Annotated in this window: 16 protein-coding genes; 12 read left to right on the top strand and 4 right to left on the bottom strand. The window is 67.9% G+C overall.

Annotation, left to right across the window (positions count from 1 at the left end; genetic code table 11):
* The first annotated feature begins 34 nt into the window (after positions 1-34).
* From NMD1_RS19585 to NMD1_RS19575, 3 genes are all read left to right on the top strand, one after another.
* Positions 35-670 carry a TetR family transcriptional regulator C-terminal domain-containing protein gene (locus NMD1_RS19585; protein WP_158454022.1) on the top strand — a complete coding sequence of 212 codons (636 nt, stop codon included), beginning with the start codon at positions 35-37 and terminating at the stop codon, positions 668-670.
* A 139-nt stretch (positions 671-809) separates the two neighbouring features.
* Positions 810-2,420 carry an NAD(P)/FAD-dependent oxidoreductase gene (locus NMD1_RS19580; RefSeq protein WP_125956684.1) on the top strand — a complete coding sequence of 537 codons (1,611 nt, stop codon included), beginning with the start codon at positions 810-812 and terminating at the stop codon, positions 2,418-2,420.
* 304 nt (positions 2,421-2,724) lie between these two features.
* A complete protein-coding gene (locus NMD1_RS19575) occupies positions 2,725-4,323 on the top strand; it encodes a sulfotransferase (protein ID WP_233497864.1) in 1,599 nt (532 codons plus the stop codon).
* A gap of 6 nt (positions 4,324-4,329) precedes the next feature.
* Here the strand turns inward: NMD1_RS19575 and NMD1_RS19570 are convergent, their stop codons facing one another.
* Positions 4,330-5,289: an alpha/beta fold hydrolase gene (locus NMD1_RS19570; protein WP_223806496.1), complete on the bottom strand. Its 960-nt coding sequence runs from the start codon at positions 5,287-5,289 to the stop codon at positions 4,330-4,332.
* A 161-nt stretch (positions 5,290-5,450) separates the two neighbouring features.
* Between NMD1_RS19570 and NMD1_RS19565 the strand changes: the two genes are divergently transcribed.
* From NMD1_RS19565 to fghA, 8 genes are all read left to right on the top strand, one after another.
* Positions 5,451-5,726 (top strand): hypothetical protein, encoded by a 276-nt coding sequence (locus tag NMD1_RS19565; RefSeq protein ID WP_124808393.1) that lies wholly within the window; start codon positions 5,451-5,453, stop codon positions 5,724-5,726.
* A gap of 146 nt (positions 5,727-5,872) precedes the next feature.
* The gene (locus tag NMD1_RS19560) at positions 5,873-6,586 is read left to right on the top strand and encodes a response regulator transcription factor (protein ID WP_124808394.1); all 714 of its coding nucleotides are present in this window, start codon (positions 5,873-5,875) and stop codon (positions 6,584-6,586) included.
* Positions 6,583-7,917, top strand: coding sequence for an ATP-binding protein (locus NMD1_RS19555; RefSeq protein WP_233497838.1), 1,335 nt, complete (start codon positions 6,583-6,585; stop codon positions 7,915-7,917). Before NMD1_RS19560 ends, NMD1_RS19555 begins: the two co-directional genes overlap by 4 nt.
* 125 nt (positions 7,918-8,042) lie before the next feature.
* The gene (locus NMD1_RS19550; RefSeq protein WP_124808395.1) at positions 8,043-8,738 is read left to right on the top strand and encodes a carbonic anhydrase; all 696 of its coding nucleotides are present in this window, start codon (positions 8,043-8,045) and stop codon (positions 8,736-8,738) included.
* A complete protein-coding gene (locus tag NMD1_RS19545) occupies positions 8,735-10,270 on the top strand; it encodes a SulP family inorganic anion transporter (protein ID WP_125956680.1) in 1,536 nt (511 codons plus the stop codon). The genes NMD1_RS19550 and NMD1_RS19545 overlap by 4 nt, the downstream gene beginning before the upstream one ends.
* A gap of 132 nt (positions 10,271-10,402) precedes the next feature.
* Positions 10,403-11,869 carry a D-alanyl-D-alanine carboxypeptidase/D-alanyl-D-alanine-endopeptidase gene (gene dacB / locus NMD1_RS19540; protein WP_125956678.1) on the top strand — a complete coding sequence of 489 codons (1,467 nt, stop codon included), beginning with the start codon at positions 10,403-10,405 and terminating at the stop codon, positions 11,867-11,869.
* Between the two features lie 102 nt (positions 11,870-11,971).
* Entirely contained in the window at positions 11,972-12,343 is a 372-nt protein-coding gene (locus NMD1_RS19535) for a VOC family protein (RefSeq protein WP_124808397.1), read from the top strand.
* Positions 12,344-12,347: 4 nt separating this feature from the next.
* Positions 12,348-13,199, top strand: a complete 852-nt coding sequence (gene fghA, locus NMD1_RS19530; RefSeq protein ID WP_125956675.1) for an S-formylglutathione hydrolase — start codon at positions 12,348-12,350, stop codon at positions 13,197-13,199.
* A 54-nt stretch (positions 13,200-13,253) separates the two neighbouring features.
* Here the strand turns inward: fghA and nusB are convergent, their stop codons facing one another.
* Genes nusB through hisG form a run of 3 tightly spaced genes read right to left on the bottom strand, consistent with a single transcriptional unit; the run spans position 13,254 to position 15,684 of the window.
* Positions 13,254-13,715, bottom strand: coding sequence for a transcription antitermination factor NusB (nusB, locus tag NMD1_RS19525; RefSeq protein WP_125956673.1), 462 nt, complete (start codon positions 13,713-13,715; stop codon positions 13,254-13,256).
* A complete protein-coding gene (gene hisD / locus NMD1_RS19520) occupies positions 13,712-15,001 on the bottom strand; it encodes a histidinol dehydrogenase (protein ID WP_124808400.1) in 1,290 nt (429 codons plus the stop codon). Before hisD ends, nusB begins: the two co-directional genes overlap by 4 nt.
* Positions 15,001-15,684 (bottom strand): ATP phosphoribosyltransferase, encoded by a 684-nt coding sequence (gene hisG, locus NMD1_RS19515; protein ID WP_125956671.1) that lies wholly within the window; start codon positions 15,682-15,684, stop codon positions 15,001-15,003. The genes hisD and hisG overlap by 1 nt, the downstream gene beginning before the upstream one ends.
* A 50-nt stretch (positions 15,685-15,734) precedes the next feature.
* Between hisG and NMD1_RS19510 the strand changes: the two genes are divergently transcribed.
* A complete protein-coding gene (locus tag NMD1_RS19510; RefSeq protein ID WP_125956669.1) occupies positions 15,735-16,817 on the top strand; it encodes a DUF2332 domain-containing protein in 1,083 nt (360 codons plus the stop codon).
* Positions 16,818-16,823 lie beyond the last annotated feature (6 nt).

The raw sequence follows: 16,823 nt of genomic DNA, 5'->3' as shown, positions 1-16,823 counted from the left end.
GGGGGTATCCAGCCTCCGCCGTCCGGGGACCAGAATGACCGAAGCCGCCGCCATTGCCGAACGTCCGCCGCGCAAGCCGCGCGCGAAGCGTCAGCCACCCACCGTGCGGCGGCAGGACCTGTTGGCGATTACCGTAAGCTGCCTTGCGCGGCTGGGTCCGCGCGGCGCGACCGGGCGCGAAATCTGCCGGCAGGCGGGCGTTTCGCACGGCTTGCTGCGGCACTATTTCCAGAAGCCCGACAATCTCCTGTTCGAGACCTACGAACTGCTGTGCGATCAGCTTATCACCCATCTGGAGGAACAGGTGGGGGAGATCGGGACGACCCCGTGGGCCGCGCTCTCGCGCTTTTTTCAGGCCGCTTTCTCGAAGGAATGGGCCAGCGCGGACGTGATCGGCGCGTGGATGGCGTTCTGGCAACTCGCGCGCGGGCGCGAGGACTTCGCCATCGTCAGCGCCCGCTTCAACGCCCGCCAGCGCGCGCTAATGGAGCGAATCGTCCGGCAATTGCCGGGGGCCGGACAGGCCGTGCCCATCGTCGATTCGATCGCGGTCCTTTCGGCCGTGCTCGATGGCCTGTGGATCGAATTCTATCTGTCGGAGGAGCGCACCCCCAAAGATCGCTGCATCGCGCTGTGCGAGGTGACGGCCAAACGCCTTTTTTGCGCGTGAAAGATGCCTGCTTGCGTTGCCGGAAACGTTGTTGTACGAATGTACAACAAGATGCGGGGCGTGTCGGAATAGCCGGCGCGCCGCTGTTGGGGAACGCAGGCCCTGATGTGGTATGGGGCCTCGCTTATGGAGCCGCACTATGACCAAGCAGTATGACGCCGTAATCATCGGCGGCGGCCACAATGGCCTTGTTTGCGCCTACTATCTGGCCCGTGCGGGCAAATCGGTGCGCGTGCTGGAACGCCGCCCGATCGTGGGCGGCGCGGCCGTGACCGAGGAGTTCCATCCCGGCTTCCGCAACTCTGTGGCGAGCTACACCGTCAGCCTGCTGCAGCCCAAGGTCATTGCCGACATGCGGCTGGCCGAACGCGGCCTGCGCATCGTGGAGCGGCCGATCTCCAACTTCCTGCCCCAGCCCGATGGCGGCTACCTGAAGCTGGGCGGCGGGCTGGAGCGCACCCAGGCGGAATTCCGCCGCTTTTCCAAGCACGATGCCGATGCGCTGCCGGGCTATTACGAAGCGCTCGATACCGTGGCCGACGTGCTGCGCGATCTCGCGCTGAAATCGCCGCCCAATATGGGCGAGGGGCTGCACACCCTGATTTCCGCGGCACGGCAGGGCCGTGGGTTGGCCAAGCTCAGCCTGTCGCAGCAGCGCGACGTGCTGGACCTGTTTACCAAGTCCGCGCGCACGTTCCTCGATTCCTGGTTCGAAAGCGAAGCGGTCAAGGCCGCGTTCGGCTTCGACGCGGTGGTCGGCAACTTCGCCAGCCCGGATACGCCCGGTTCCGCCTATGTCCTGCTGCACCACGTCTTCGGCGAGGTGAACGGCAAGAAGGGGGCCTGGGGCCACGCCATCGGCGGCATGGGCGCGATCACGCAGGCGATGCGCGCGGCGTGCGAGGAAGCCGGCGTCGAGATCACGCTGGAAGCGCCGGTGGCGCGCGTGCTGGTCGACAACGGCCGCGCGGTGGGCGTGAAGCTGGAAGGCGGCGCCGAAGTGATGGGCGGAGCGGTGGTCTCCAACGTCGGCCCGCGCCTGCTCTATGATCACTTGATCGCGTCCGAGGATCTCGAGCCTGAGTTCCGTCGCCGTGTGAAGGGCTTCAAGGTCGGTTCGGGCACCTTCCGGATGAACGTGGCGCTGTCGGAATTGCCGCGCTTCGCCTGCCTGCCGGAACCGGGCGAGCACCACCAGTCGGGCATCATCATCGCGCCGACGCTGGACTACATGGACCGCGCCTATATCGACGCCAAGCTGACCGGCATGGCGCGCGAGCCGATCGTCGAAATGCTGATCCCCTCGACCGTGGACGACAGTCTCGCGCCTCCGGGGCAGCATGTCGCCAGCCTGTTTTGCCAGCAATTCGCTCCCGAACTGCCCGATGGCCGCAGCTGGGACGACGCGCGCGAGCAAGCGGCGGATCTTATCATCGATACGGTCGAACGCTGGGCGCCGGGCTTCAAGGCATCGGTCCTCGCGCGGCAGATTCATTCGCCGCTCGATCTCGAACGCAAGTTCGGCCTGACGGGCGGGGATATCATGCACGGCAACATGTCGCTCGATCAGCTGTGGTCGGCCCGCCCGTTCCTGGGCAACGGCGCCTATCGCGGGCCGCTCAAGGGCCTGTATCTGTGCGGTGCCGGCACCCATCCCGGCGGCGGGGTGACCGGTGCGCCCGGCCACAACGCCGCGCGCGAGATTCTCGGCGAGAAAAGCCTGTGGCGGCGCCTGACCCGCGCGGCATGAGGCATCGGCCGGCGTGAGCGCGGCGCCGACGACGCCCTCGGTCGAGGAGGCCCTGGCCCACGCCCGGGAGCTTCTCGGCCGCGCGCCGTCGCTGGCCGCGCGCCAGGCAGCCGAAATCCTGCGTGTCGTGCCGGGCCACGCGGCGACGCTGGCCGTGCTGGGCGAGGCGCTGGCGGCGCAGGGGAAGGTCGGTCCCTCGATCGCGGCGCTGCGGCAAGCGTTGTCGAAAGACCCGCTGAGGCCCGATGTCTGGCGTCTGTTGGCGGCGCAACTGGCGCAGGCCGGGGATTTCGCGGGCGTGGGCATGGCGCAGGCGGCGGAACTGCGCGCCTCGGTCCACCATCCCCGTCTCCAGCAGGCGGCGCAGGCGCTGGTCGCCAATGACATCCCCATCGCCGAACGCCTGCTCAAGGCGCACTTGCGCGAGGATGACCGCGATATAGCGGCGCTGCGCATGCTGGCCGAAGTGGCGGGGCGGATCGGCCGCTACGACGATGCGCGCACGCTTCTGGAACATGCGCTGGAGATCGCCCCCACGTTCGCTCCAGCGCGCTTCAACCTTGCGCTTGTCCACTATCGCCAGCAGCGTTTCGCGCAGGCGCTGGAGCAGATCGAACGTTTGCTGGAAGCCGAGCCGGGGCACCCCGCCTACGGCAACCTCAAGGCCGCCGCGCTGACCATGATCGGAGAGACGGACGCGGCCGTCGATCTGTTCGAGGATGTTCTGGCGGCTCGTCCGGACCAGCCGCGCATCTGGACCAGCTATGGGCACAGCCTGAAGACGGTGGGCCGGCAGGACGACAGCGTGGCCGCCTATCGCCGGGCGATCAATCTGGAACCCCGGCTGGGCGAGGCGTGGTGGAGCCTGGCCAACCTCAAGACCGTGCGCTTCGGGGCCGAGGATATCGCCGCGATGGAAGCCGCGCTCGCGCGCGACGACCTATCGGCCGAGGATCGCTTCCATCTGCATTTCGCGCTGGGCAAGGCGCAGGAAGATGCCCGCGCCTACGAACCCTCTTTCGCGCACTATGCCGAGGGCAACCGCCTGCGCCGCAGCGCGATCGAGCACGTGCCGGCGACGCGGCGTGTGGAGCGGATGCGCGCGATGCTGACGCCCGATGTGTTCGCCGCGCGGGCGGGGCAGGGCGATCCGGCGCGCGATCCGATATTCGTGCTGGGCATGCCACGCGCGGGATCGACGCTGATCGAGCAGATCCTGTCATCGCATTCCGCCGTCGAAGGCACGCAGGAACTGCCGGACATCCGCGCCATTGCCGGCAATCATGCCGGCGCGGATCGCGACGACTATCCTGCCGGCCTGCTCGCGCTTGATCCCGCGCGTCTGGCGGCGATGGGGGCCGAATACCTCGAACGTACCCGTGTCCATCGCCGGACTGGGCGGCCATTGTTCATCGACAAGATGCCCAACAACTGGCTGCACGTGCCGCTGATCCACCTGATACTGCCCAATGCCACGATCATCGATGCGCGCCGCCATCCGATGGCCTGCTGCTTTTCCAACTTCAAGCAGCACTTCGCGCGCGGCCAGGCGTTCTCCTACGACCTCGCCGAAATGGGTCGCTATTACGCCGATTACGTCGCGCTGATGGACCATGTCGACGCGGTGCTGCCGGGCCGGGTTCACCGCGTTCACTACGAAGCGATGGTCGCCGATACCGAGGGCGAGGTGCGCCGCCTGCTCGATCATGTGGGGCTGCCGTTCGAGCCGGCGTGCCTGCGCTTTCACGAAAACGCGCGCGCGGTGCGGACGGCCAGTTCCGAACAGGTGCGCCGGCCGATCTTCCGCGAGGGGCTGGACCAGCACCGCCATTACGAAGCCTGGCTTGGGTCTCTCAGGGACGCGTTGGGGCCTGTGCTGGAGCGCTATCCCTACCCGATGTGAAAAAGGTCAGACCGCCGCGCGTTCGCGGATGAAGGCGGCGACGGCGTCTGGCGCGGTGACCGGGATCATGTGGCCGCCGGGGATCAGCCGCAACGTGGCGTCGGGCAGCGCCGCGGCCGTGCGTTCGCCATGCAGCGTGGGATCGAGAATCGCGTCCTGTTGCGCGAAGAGGATTCCCGTGGGCGTGCGTGTTTCGGAATAGCGCGCGGCGAGCGCGGCCATCTCGTCGCCAACGCCGCTCGCCTCGCTGGAGGTGCTCCACACCGCCGACGGACGCAGGCCGAGCGCGCCGCCGCCTGCCGTGACGAAATCCGCGGGCGGCGTCTCCGGCGCGAAAACGGCGGCCAATGTCTGTTCGCCGCGAAGCTGACCGATCGGCACCGCCAGCGTCCACGATACGATCCTGCGGGCGACGGGCGAGGGGATGACGAGGCCCTTGAATACGTCCGGCACCTCGCTGATGGGCTGGGTCAGCGGGCATATCAGCACGAGGCCCGAGATCAGATCGGGGAACTCCTGTGCCAGTTGCAGGGCAAGCGCGCCGCCCAGCGAATGCCCGACCACCAGCGGTTTTTCGAGGCCCAGCGTGCGGATGAAGCTGGCGACGATGCGCGCCTGCCTTTGCAGGGTCGGAAGTCCGTCACCGCTGTATTCAGAATAGCCGTAGCCCGGCCGGTCGATCGCGATGACGCGGAAATCGCTTTCCAGCCGCGAGACCAGCGAATGCGTGAAATTGTGCAACTGTCCGCCCAGACCGTGGATCAGCACGATCGGCCGCCCGGTTCCGCGTTCGACGTAATGGAGGCGCGCGCCTTCCACTTCCGCGATTTTTCCCGCCCGCGGAATCATCCGCGAAACGCGTGCGCTGCTGAAAGCGGTCCAGCCGACCAGACCGCCAACGACGGCGGCAGCGGTGGCGAGCGAAGCGGTGACGAGCGAGGCCATGGCAAGCAGCCTATCGGCCATGTTTTCCAGCGCAAGCGAAATGGTGAAAGCCCCGAAACAGGCGGTGCTGGTGCGATTTCACGCGCCTTTGTGTCGGCAGCAATACTTCCTCACATTCGCGAGCGGATCAGGAAATGCCGCATGCGTTAGCCCGGAATCATCAGTATTTCGGGAGTTTTGAGATGATCGTTATGACTCTGGTTGCCATGGCCTCCGCCGCTGTTTCCTCGCCTTCGGCCCAGCCGGGCTGCGCGGCGCAGGCCGGCGGACGCGCGATAGTCTGCGGTGCGCCTGCCGCGGCGCCTTCCGCCAAGCGCGTCGCCGACGCGACGCCCACGGTGACGCGGGTGTGCAATCCGCATCCCGGCAAGGACGTGGCCTGCGCCGCGCATCGCGCACGCGATCTTGATGCCCGCCGTCTGGCCGCAAATGTGCCGGCCGGGCACGCAGCGCACTGACGTTTGCGCCATGTTCCCGCCCGCGCTGTGGCGCGACGCGGGAACATGGCTGCACAGCTGCCGCTATAACTGGCGCACGGCGATGATTGCGGCGTGGACCCGCAATCCCTATTGTCCCCGGCAATGAAGAGTGTTGATACCTTCCGATGACCGCCCCTTCGATCGTACTGGTTGAGGACGATGCGCCCTTGCGCACGTTGACGTCGCGCGCGTTGCGCGAGCACGGCTACCATGTCCGCGCCGCCGCGACCGGCGCCGAAATGTGGGTGCTGCTGGAAAACGAGCCAGCTGACCTCGTGGTGCTGGACATCATGTTGCCGGGCACCAGCGGCATCGATTTGCTGCGCCGCCTGCGCAAGACCAGCGAAGTGCCGGTCATATTCGTCAGCGCGCGGGGCAGCGAAGAGGATCGCGTGCTGGGGCTGGAACTGGGCGCGGACGATTACCTGGCCAAGCCCTTCGGCACGCGTGAACTGATCGCGCGGATCGGCGCGGTGCTGCGCCGCCATGGCGCCCCCACGGATGACGCGGCGGAGCCACGGTCCAGCGAGATCCGCTTCCTGGGCTGGACGCTCTCGGTCGCCCGGCGCGAACTGCGCTCGCCCTCGGGCGCAATCGTCGACCTCACCGGCGCGGAGTTCGATCTGCTTGCGGCTTTCCTCGGCCAGCCGCAGCGCGTGATCGGGCGGGAGCGCTTGATCGAACTGTCGCGCACGCGCCTGGCCGATAGCTCCGACCGCAGCGTGGACGTGCTGGTCAGCCGCCTTCGCCGCAAGCTGTCCGCCGCCGGCGGGCAGGCGCCGATCGTGACCGTGCGGGGCATCGGCTATATGCTGAGCGCCGAGGTGGAGCGCGCTTGAACGGTTTTCGCCGCTTCCTGCAGAAGTTTGGAGGCGGCATGGGGTTGCCCGGCCGGCTGCTCGCGATTCTGCTGCTGGTGGCGACGATCGATTTCGTGGCCAATTCGATCGTGCTCGATCGCGCCAACGATTTCGCGCTGCGCGAGGACGATGCCGCGCGCATGGCCGAGCACCTGACCATCGCCTATCGCGTGATCGAACGGACCGAGCCGGCCAACCGCAGCGTTGTGGCGCGCGAACTGAGCACCGAGCGGTTCAGCGTCCGCTGGTCCGCCCAGCCCGACACGCTGCCGACCACGGTCAGCCTGACCCGCCTGCGCGCGCAGGTGCTGGCGTTCGAACCGGACCTGGGCAAGGTTGATCTGCGGATGCACCTGCTGCCCTTGCGCGGGCAAGGGGACATCGGCGGTTCGATGACGCTGTCCGACCGCTCCTACCTCACCTTCCGCACGTTCAGCCGATCCGCCTGGACACTCAACCTGGGGCGGGTGGGGCAGACGGTGCTGCCCACGGCCTTGCTGGCGTTGCTGGCCTGGTTCCTGTTCCGCACCACGCTGCGGCCGCTGGCCACGCTGGTGCAGGCAACGCGCAGGGTCGGCTCGGCGCAGCCGCAGTCGTTGCCCGAAACCGGCCCGGCCGAGGTGCGCGAGCTGATCCACGCGTTCAACGCCATGCAATTGCGCATCCACGAGCTGCTGGCGCGCGGATCGCAGACCCTGCTGGCGATCGGCCACGATCTGCGCACGCCGCTGGCGCGCCTGCAATTGCGGCTGGACAATGCCGGGATCGATCCGGCGGCCCATCAGGAAATGAGCCGCGATATCGACGAGATGCGCGATCTGCTCGCCTCGTTGCAGGTCTTCGTGGAATCGGGGGACGATCGCACCGCGCAGCAGCGCATCGACGTGGCGGCCATGGTGCAGACACTGGTCGATGCCGCATCGGACCGGGGCGCGGATGCGGTCTATGCCGGGCCGGACAGTCTGGACATGGTGGCGCGCCCGGTGGCCGTGCGCCGTTCCGTTTCCAACCTGATCGAGAACGCGCTGCACTATGGCGGCAACGTCCGCGTCGCGGTGCGCGACCGGGGCGATCTTATCGAGATCGAAGTGGCTGATGATGGCCCCGGCATCCCCGACGACCAACTGGAAGAAGTGCTCCAGCCCTTCGTGCGCCTGGATAACGCCCGTTCGCGCGACACGCCCGGAATGGGGTTGGGCTTGCCCATCGTCCACCGCGCAATTCGGTCCGAAAACGGCCGGCTGCATTTGCGCAATGCCCCGCAAGGCGGCCTTCGCGCGACCATCCGTCTGCCACGCGTGCCCGATTGAGCCGCCGTTGCTGCGGAGCAACAATTTCTTACAGTCCTGCGGAACAACGGAAAAACCACCCGCTTAGCTTGGGGACAAGCCCGGAGTGCAAGAGCCGGGCATCCTCTGTTTTGCAGGAGTTGACCGTGAACGAGCTTATCGGCCGGGTCTTCAGTTTCGAAAAGACCGTGTTCCCCGACAAGGGCGAACTGTTCCACAAGCTGGCGCATCACGGCCAGTCACCCAAGGCCTTGATGATTTCCTGCGCGGATTCGCGCATCGTGCCGGAGCATATTCTCCAGGCGGAGCCGGGCGAACTGTTCGTGTGCCGCAATGCCGGCAACATCGTTCCCCCGTTCGCGACGATGAACGGCGGCGTTTCCTCGACCGTCGAATATGCCGTAGCCGCGCTGGGCGTCAGCGACATCATCGTCTGCGGCCATTCGGACTGCGGCGCGATGAAGGCGCTCTCCGATCCCTCGATGCTCGACGGGATGCCCAACGTCGCGGCCTGGCTGCGCCACGGCGCGGCCGCGGAGCACATTGTCAGCACCGGCTCGCCGCACCTTCACGGGACGGAGCGGGTGCGCGCGCTGAGTCTTGAGAACGTGATCGCGCAGATCAATCACTTGCGCACCCACCCGTCGGTCGCCGCCGCGATCGCGCGGGGCGAAATGGCGCTCCACGGCTGGTTCGTGGACATCCACGCGGGTCAGGTGCTGGGGCTGGACGGCGTGACCGGCCAGTTCGTGCCGATGCGCGAGGATCAGCCGCTTCCCGTCGCCCTGCCGGCCGCGCGCCGCATTTCTGCCGAAGGCCCGCTGGCGGAGGCTGCCGAATGAGCCAGATGGCGGAAAGCCAGACGGTGGGGCGGGGGCCGTTCGCGCACATCGCGCGCGATTTCACCGCGTCGATCGTCGTGTTCCTGGTCGCGATGCCCCTGTGCATGGGCATCGCGATCGCATCCGGCGTGCCCCCCGAAAAGGGACTGGTGACCGGGATCATCGGCGGCATCGGCGTGGGTATGCTGGCGGGGTCGCCCCTGCAGGTCAGCGGCCCGGCGGCGGGCCTTGCCGTGATCGTGTTCGAATTCGTGCGCGATTACGGCATGTCCGCGCTGGGGCCCGTGCTGGTGATCGCGGGTCTGGTCCAGTTCCTGGCGGGCGTCGTGCGCATGGGCGGGTTGTTCCGCGCCATTTCGCCGGCGGTGGTCCACGGGATGCTCGCCGGGATCGGCGCGCTGATCGTGGTCGGGCAGTTCCACATCCTGTTCGACGCCAAGCCGCTGTCCAACGGCATGGAGAACCTGGCTGCCATTCCCGGCCGCGTCCTGGGCCTTGAACCGTGGAGCCTGCGCGCCACCGAATTCGCGCTGATGATCGGCCTGCTCACCATCGGCGTGATGATCGCCTGGGAAAAGCTGCGTCCGGCTTCGCTCAATCTGGTGCCGGCGGCGCTGCTGGGCGTGGTCACGGCCACGCTGGTCGCCTATTTCTTCCAGTTGGACGTGGCGCGCATCCAGGTGCCGGAATCGATCGCGGCCGCGTTCGCCTTGCCCGATACCGGCGTCTTCGGCGTGCTGGGCAACCCCGGCCTGATCGTCACCGCGGTGGCCATCGCCTTCATCGCCAGCGCGGAAACGCTGCTGTCGGCGGCGGCGGTCGACCGGATGCACGATGGCGTGCGCACCGATTACAACAAGGAACTGCGCGCACAGGGCGTGGGCAACTTCCTGTGCGGCGTGTTCGGTGCGCTGCCGATGACCGGTGTGATCGTCCGCAGTTCCGCCAACGTGCAGGCCGGCGCGAAGACCCGTATGTCCACAGTCTTGCACGGCATCTGGATTCTCGGCTTCGTGGCGCTGCTGCCCTGGCTGCTGCGCGAGGTGCCGATGGCGGCGCTGGGCGCGGTGCTGGTGGTGACCGGCTGGAAGCTGGTGAGCCTCGATCATGTGCGCCACCTGTTCCACGCACATGGCCTGCTGCCGGCGGCGATCTGGGTCGTCACCTTCGTGCTCGTGGTCGCGACGGACCTGCTGACGGGTGTTCTGGTTGGCCTCGCCATGTCGCTGCTCGAACTGGTGCCCTATCGCCGCAACCTCAAGCTCAAGGTGGACGAGAGCCACGACGAGCATGAATCGCATGTCGCGCTGGAAGGCACGGCCACGTTCCTGAGCCTGACCAAGCTGACGGGCGCGCTGGAGCGCCTGCCGGCCAACCGTCCGGTCCGGCTCGACCTCGATGGCCTGAAGGGCATGGACCACACGACCGCCGAAACGATGAGCGAATGGCTTGCCCGTCGGCGCAAGACCGGCGCGCCGGTTCATGTCGAAGGTTCGGAGGACATCCGCCGCCTTATCGCTGCCGCCGCCTGAAATCCCCGTGGTGGCAGTTGCTTGCGGGGCGTGTTCCGGGAGAACGCGCCCCGTCTTTTTGTCTGTTCCAGCCGCGCGTGCCGCGCTGCATTCAAGGTCATCGACAAGCGGCAGAGCGCGGGGCATCATGGCATGATGATCCCGCGCATGCCGTGTCTTGTCCTCGCGCTGGCCTGCGCCGCTACCCCGGTTCCCGCCGCTTTCGCCGCGCCCCCGCCCGCGCAGGCCGCCAGCTTGCAAGATCAGGTGGAGCAGGTTCTCGCCACCGCGCCCGCCGGCACGCGCTTCGGCCTGCTGGTTGCGGCGGCGGATGGGCGCGAGATCGTGGCGATCAACCCGGACGCGCGTTTCATCCCCGCATCCAACACCAAGCTGTTCACCACGATCGCGGCCTATGCCCTGCTGCCGGGCATCGACGCGCCGGATGCGCAAGGTGGCGCGGCGGTGGCGCTGGAAGCGGGCGGCGACGTGGCGCTCTACGGGCACGGCGATGCCCGCCTGTCTTCCGCGCCCGATTGTGCGGAGGATTGCCTCGCCACGTTGGCCGATGCGGTCGCCGCGCGGACGCGCAAGGTCCGTGACGTGATCGGCGACGATCGCTGGTTCCCGGACGAGCGCTGGAGCAGCGGCATGAGCTGGAACAACCAGGTGACCGAATCCGGCACCGGTATCTCCGCGCTCTCGCTGGACGACAACGCGCTGGAATTGGTGGTCCAGGGCGCGGCCGGCGGGCAGACGCCGCAGGCGACGCTACCCTATTATCGCCTGCGCAACGAAGCCGTGACTCTGGAAGGAGGTACGCGGGCGCTGGCCTTCGACCGCGCGCCGAACGGAGACGAATTGCGGCTGGCTGGCGCGATCCCGGCGGGCGCGTCGTGGCGCTATCGCGTCGGGATCGACGATCCCGCGCACTATGCCGCCAGCCGGTTGCGTGCCCTGCTGGAAGCGCGCGGCGTCAAAGTGCATGGCACGGTGCGCGTGCGCCATCGTCCGGCCACGCCGCTTGACGATCCCCGCCAGCGCGGCACCCGGCCTGTGCCCGTGGCGCCGGAACCCGTGTTCCTGGCACGCCTTTCCCCGCCGGCGCTTGCCGCCGACGTGATGCGGATCAACAAGGACAGCCAGAACCTCCACGCCGAACTGTTGCTGCGGCGGATCGGCCGGCTTTCGGGAAGCGGATCGGTGGTCGACGGGCTCGCCGCGCTGCGCGGCGTCCTGGCGCAGGCCGGGGTGCCGCGCGCCGGCTACGACTTTTTCGATGGCTCGGGCATGTCGACCTACAACCGCGCCAGCCCGCGCGCGACGGTGCTGTTGTTGCGCTGGGCCGCCGGCCAGCCCTGGGGCGCGGCATGGCGCGCGACGCTGCCGGTGGGCGGCGTGGATGGCACCCTGAAGAACCGTTTCGCCGCAACGCCGCTGCAGGGTGCGATCTTCGCCAAGACCGGTTCGCTCAACGCCAGCAACGCGCTTTCAGGCTTTCTTCGGGCGGCGAGCGGGCAGGAACTGATCTTCTCGATCTATGCCAACGACGTGCCCGATGGCGTATCCGCCTTGCCCGCGCTGGACCGCGCCGTGCAACTGATCGCGGCCCAGAACTGACGCCTGAACTGACGCCTGAACTGACGGGCGCAAGAGAGCACTTGACCCTCGGGAGCCGACGCCCTCTAAGCGTTTCCGGCTATCGCGAAGGGAGAGATACGCATGTTCACGCACGTGATGTTGGGCAGCAATGACATTGCCCGCTCCAAGAAGTTCTACGACGCCACGTTCGCCGCGTTCGGCGGGCCGGAAGGCGTGACCGACCCCAAGGGCCGGCTCATCTACCAGCACAACGGGGGCATCTTCATCCTGACCCTTCCGATCGATGGGAAGCCTGCCTGCTTCGCCAACGGCGGGACCGTCGGTTTCGGGATGACGCCGGACCAGGCGAATGCATGGCATGCCGCTGGCGTGGCCAATGGCGGCACGGCGTGCGAAGACCCGCCGGGACCGCGCGAAGGCAGCCCGTACTATCTCGCCTATCTGCGCGATCCGGACGGCAACAAGCTGTGCGCGCTGCACGTTCTGGGCTGACCGGATGACGCTTGAGACGGTTTCGACGAGCAAGGCGTACGGCGGCACGCTGGGTGTCTATGCGCACGCTTCGACCGCGACGGGGACGGGAATGACCTTTTCGGTCTTCCTGCCCCCGCAGGCAGAAGCAGGGGCGGGCGCCAAGCTGCCGGTGTTGATCTACCTTTCGGGGCTGACCTGCACGCATGCGAACGTCACCGACAAGGGCGAATACCGCAAGGCCTGCGCCGAACGCGGCATCGTCTTTGTCGCGCCCGATACCTCGCCGCGTGGCGAGGGCGTGGCCGACGATCCGGCGGGCGCTTATGATTTCGGGCTGGGTGCGGGCTTCTACGTCAACGCCACGCAGGCGCCGTTCGCGCCGCATTACCGGATGTGGGATTACGTCGCCGAGGAGCTGCCGGCGCTGCTGGCGGCGAACTTCCCTGTCGATCTCGATCGCATGGGCATTACCGGGCATTCGATGGGCGGCCATGGGGCGCTGACGCTGGGCCTGACCTATCCGGACAAGTTCAAGTCGCTGTCGGCCTTCGCGCCGATTGTCGCGCCGGGGCAAGTGCCGTGGGGCCACAAGGCGCTGGGCGGCTATCTGGGTGAGGACAGGGCCGCGTGGCGCGCGCACGATGCGACCGCGCTGGTCGAGGACGGCAGGCGTCCGGCGGGCGACATTCTCGTTGATCAGGGCGGTGCGGACCAGTTCCTCGCCGAACAGCTTCGGCCCGAACTGTTCGAGGCGGCCTGCAAGGCGGCGGACGTGGCGCTCACGCTGCGGATGCAGCCAGGCTACGACCACAGCTACAACTTCATTTCCACCTTCATGGAAGACCACGTGCGCTGGCACGCGGAACGGCTTTAGGTCGCGCTATCCTGTCCCCCTTCCGTAACGGGAGGAGGACAGGGCCATCCGGGTCTATTGGCGCACGTCTTTCGCCACGGCATCGAGCAGACCGTTGACGAACTTCGCCTCGCGCTCCTCGAAAAAGGCGTGGGCGACATCGACGTATTCGGTGATCACCGTGCCGACGTTCACGTCGCGCCGGGCCAGCAGCTCGTAGGTGCCGGCGCGCAGCACCTGGTGCATCGTGCGATCCAGCCGCGAGAGCGACCAGCCCTGTGCAAGCCGCGCGGTGAGCAGGCCGTCGATCTCGTCGCGGCGGGCGTCCACGCCCTTCACGATATCGTCGAAAAAGTTCACGTCGGCAGCGAGATACTCGACGTCCTCGATCTCCGCGCCCAGCCGGTGCTGGTGGAATTCGTCCAGCAGCAGCCGCAGCTCGGGCTTTTCCATCTCAAGCTGGTAAAGCGCCTGCACCGCCGCCAGGCGAGCGGCGGAACGGGCCTGGCCCGGCGCGCGGCCGTTGCGGACGGTCATATGCCGAGCCTCAGTTCGATCGAGCGGGCATGGGCGGTCAGCCCTTCGGCGTTGGCAAGTTGAATGGCGGCGTGGCCGACGGCATCGAGACCGGCGTCACTCACCGCAATGAAGCTGGTGCGTTTCATGAAATCCAGAACAGAAAGGCCCGACGAGAAGCGCGCGCGGCGCCCGGTGGGCAGGACATGGTTGGGGCCGGCGACGTAATCGCCGATGGCCTCGGGCGTGTTACGTCCGAGGAAGACGGAGCCGGCATGGCGAATCTGGGCGAACAGCGCTTCGGGATCGTCAGTCGCGATCTCGACGTGTTCGGCGGCAAGGCGATTGGCGAGGGCGGGGGCCTCGTCCAGCGAATCGACGACGATGATAACGCCGTGCGCGTCCCAGCTGGCCTTGGCGACCTTGGCCTTGGGCAGCATGGCGATCTCCACCCCCACCATGTCGGCCACCATGTCGGCGAACTTCGCATCGTCGGTAATCAGGATCGATTGCGCGGCAGGGTCGTGCTCGGCCTGGCTGAGCAGATCGGCGGCGATCCACTGCGGATCATTCTTCGCGTCGGCGATCACGAGGATTTCGGATGGGCCGGCCACCATGTCGATCCCGACCACGCCGTAGAGCTGTCGCTTGGCTTCGGCCACCCAGGCATTGCCGGGGCCGGTGATGACGTCCACGGGCCGGATGCGGCCGGTGCCATAGGCCAGCGCGGCGATCGCCTGCGCGCCGCCCACGCGCCAGACCTCGTCCACCCCGGCAAGGTGCGCGGCGGCCAGCACCAGCGGATTGATCTCGCCCTTGGGGGTGGGCGTGGCGATGACTAGCCGCTCCACGCCCGCGACCTTGGCGGGAATGGCGTTCATCAGCAGGGACGATGGATAGGCGGCGCGGCCGCCCGGCACGTAAAGCCCCGCGCCATCGACTGCCCGCCACTTCGCGCCGAGCCGGATGCCGGCATCATCGACGTAGTCGCGATCCTGCGGCCGTTGTGCCTCGTGGTAGGTGCGGATGCGCTGGGCGGCCAGTTCCAGCGCGGCGCGCAAGTCTGGCGCCAGCGTCTCGAACGCGTCGCGGCACGCCTCGGGCGCGATGCGCCAGTCGTCATCGCCGGGCAGGTGGTTGTCGAACCGCTCGGTATATTCGGCCAGCGCCGCATCGCCGCGCAGGCGCACGTCCTCGATGATCGTCTGCACGTCGCGCGCGACGTTCTCGTCGCTTTCGCGCCGGTCCTTGACCAGCCGGGTGAAGGCCCTGCCGAAATCGGGATCGCTGGACTTGAGCCGGAGCATCAGGCCGCCTTCCTTTCCGCCACCAGCGCGCGAAACGCATCGATCAGGCCGCCCAGCCGGGCGCTGTCGGTCTTCAGCGCGGCGCGGTTGACGATCAGCCGCGCCGAAACCGGCATGATCCGGCTGGTTTCGACAAGGCCGTTGTCCTTCAGCGTGCGGCCGGTGGAAACGAGATCCACGATGCGGCTGGCCAGCCCCAGCGAGGGCGCCAGCTCCATCGCGCCGTTGAGCTTCACCACTTCGGCCTGCACGCCCAGCTTCTCGAAGTGCCGCCGCGTGAGGTTGGGATACTTGGTGGCGACGCGGGCATGGCTTTCGCGCGCCACGTCGGCGGCGCCGTCCACCGCGACCGGCTCCGCCACCGACAGGCGGCAATGCCCGATATCGAGATCGACCGGCGCGTAAAGATCGGCATAGTCGAACTCATCGATCACGTCGGACCCGACGATGCCGGCCTGCGCGGCGCCATGCGCCACGAACGTCGCCACGTCGAAGGCGCGGACGCGGATGATCTTCACGTCCGGCTGGTTCGTCGCGAAGCTCAGCGCGCGGGAGTTCTTGTCATGGAACTCCGCCTCGGGCACCACCCCGGCTTGCGCGAGCAGGGGCAACGCTTCATCGAGGATGCGGCCCTTGGGCAGAGCGAAGACGAGCTGCGAAGCGGTCGGTGCGGCTGGAGTCATAACCGGCCGCCCATATGGCGAGCGGGCGCAAAGGGCAAGGAGAGCTGGCGATGACAGGCAAATATGAATTCGTCGATATGCAGGCGACGGGCATGGATGCCATCGCCACCGCCTTCGCCAACCAGGTCGCCTATTGCCTGAATGCCGGCGCGCCGGTGACCGCGCGGGTCTGCGCCGCAGTGGCGCAATTGCTGGAGCGCGGGGAACGCGGGCCGCTGCTCGACCGGATTCGCGGGTGGGATGGCGCGCCGCTGGCCGATGCGCTGCCGTTGCGCGTGGCGGGCGCGCTTCATGGGCTGCACCTGTCCGGCCGCGCGCCTGCGCTGGCCGCACTCTACGCCGGGGCGCAGGACATCGACGACGCGGCGATCATCGCGGGGGTGATCGCCGCGCATGACGCGGACCTTCAGCCCTGGCTCGATGGGCCGCCGCAGACCAACGAGGCAGGGCGCTCCGCCAATTTCGTCGCGGCGATGCTGTGGCTGGCCGACCAGGGCCTGCCGCCGCGCTTCCAGTGCCTGGAAATCGGATCGAGCGGCGGGATCAATCTGATGCTGTCGCGCTACCACTATGCGCTGGGCGGCGTGAACGTGGGGCCGAAGCCGGGCGCGTTGCGGATCGCCCCCGTATGGCAGGGCGCGCCACCGCCGGCGCGCGCCATCGAGATCGCGTCCACGCGCGGCTGCGACGTCGCCCCGGTCGATCTGGCAGACCCGGCGCAGGCGCTGCGGCTCAAGGCGTTCGTCTGGCCGGAAATGACGGAGCGTTTCCAGCGGCTGGAAGCGGCCATCGATGCCGCGCGCGCCGCTCCGCCCGATCTGGTGAAAATGAACGCCGCCGATTTCGTCGAGGCGGAACTGGCCAGGCCGCAAGCAGCGGGCACCACGCGCGTGCTGATGCATTCGATCGTCTGGCAATATGTGCCCGGCGACCAGCAGGAGCGCGTTACCGCCGCCATGGAGGCGGCCGGTGCGCGCGCTTCGGCGGAGAGGGCGCTGGCGTGGATAGCACTCGAGGCCAACCGCGAAATTCACCTGCACGAACTTGTCGTGCGCTATTGGCCGGGCGACGGTGCCCCGCGCATGCTGGCGCGGGCGCATCCGCACGGCACCTCGATCGACTGGCGCGGCTGAACCAGC

Origin of the sequence: Novosphingobium sp. MD-1, assembly GCF_001014975.1 — a bacterium.
Lineage (GTDB): Bacteria > Pseudomonadota > Alphaproteobacteria > Sphingomonadales > Sphingomonadaceae > Novosphingobium.
The sequence above is the reverse complement of the archived record's forward strand: the minus strand, read 5'-3'. Positions and strand labels throughout refer to the sequence as shown.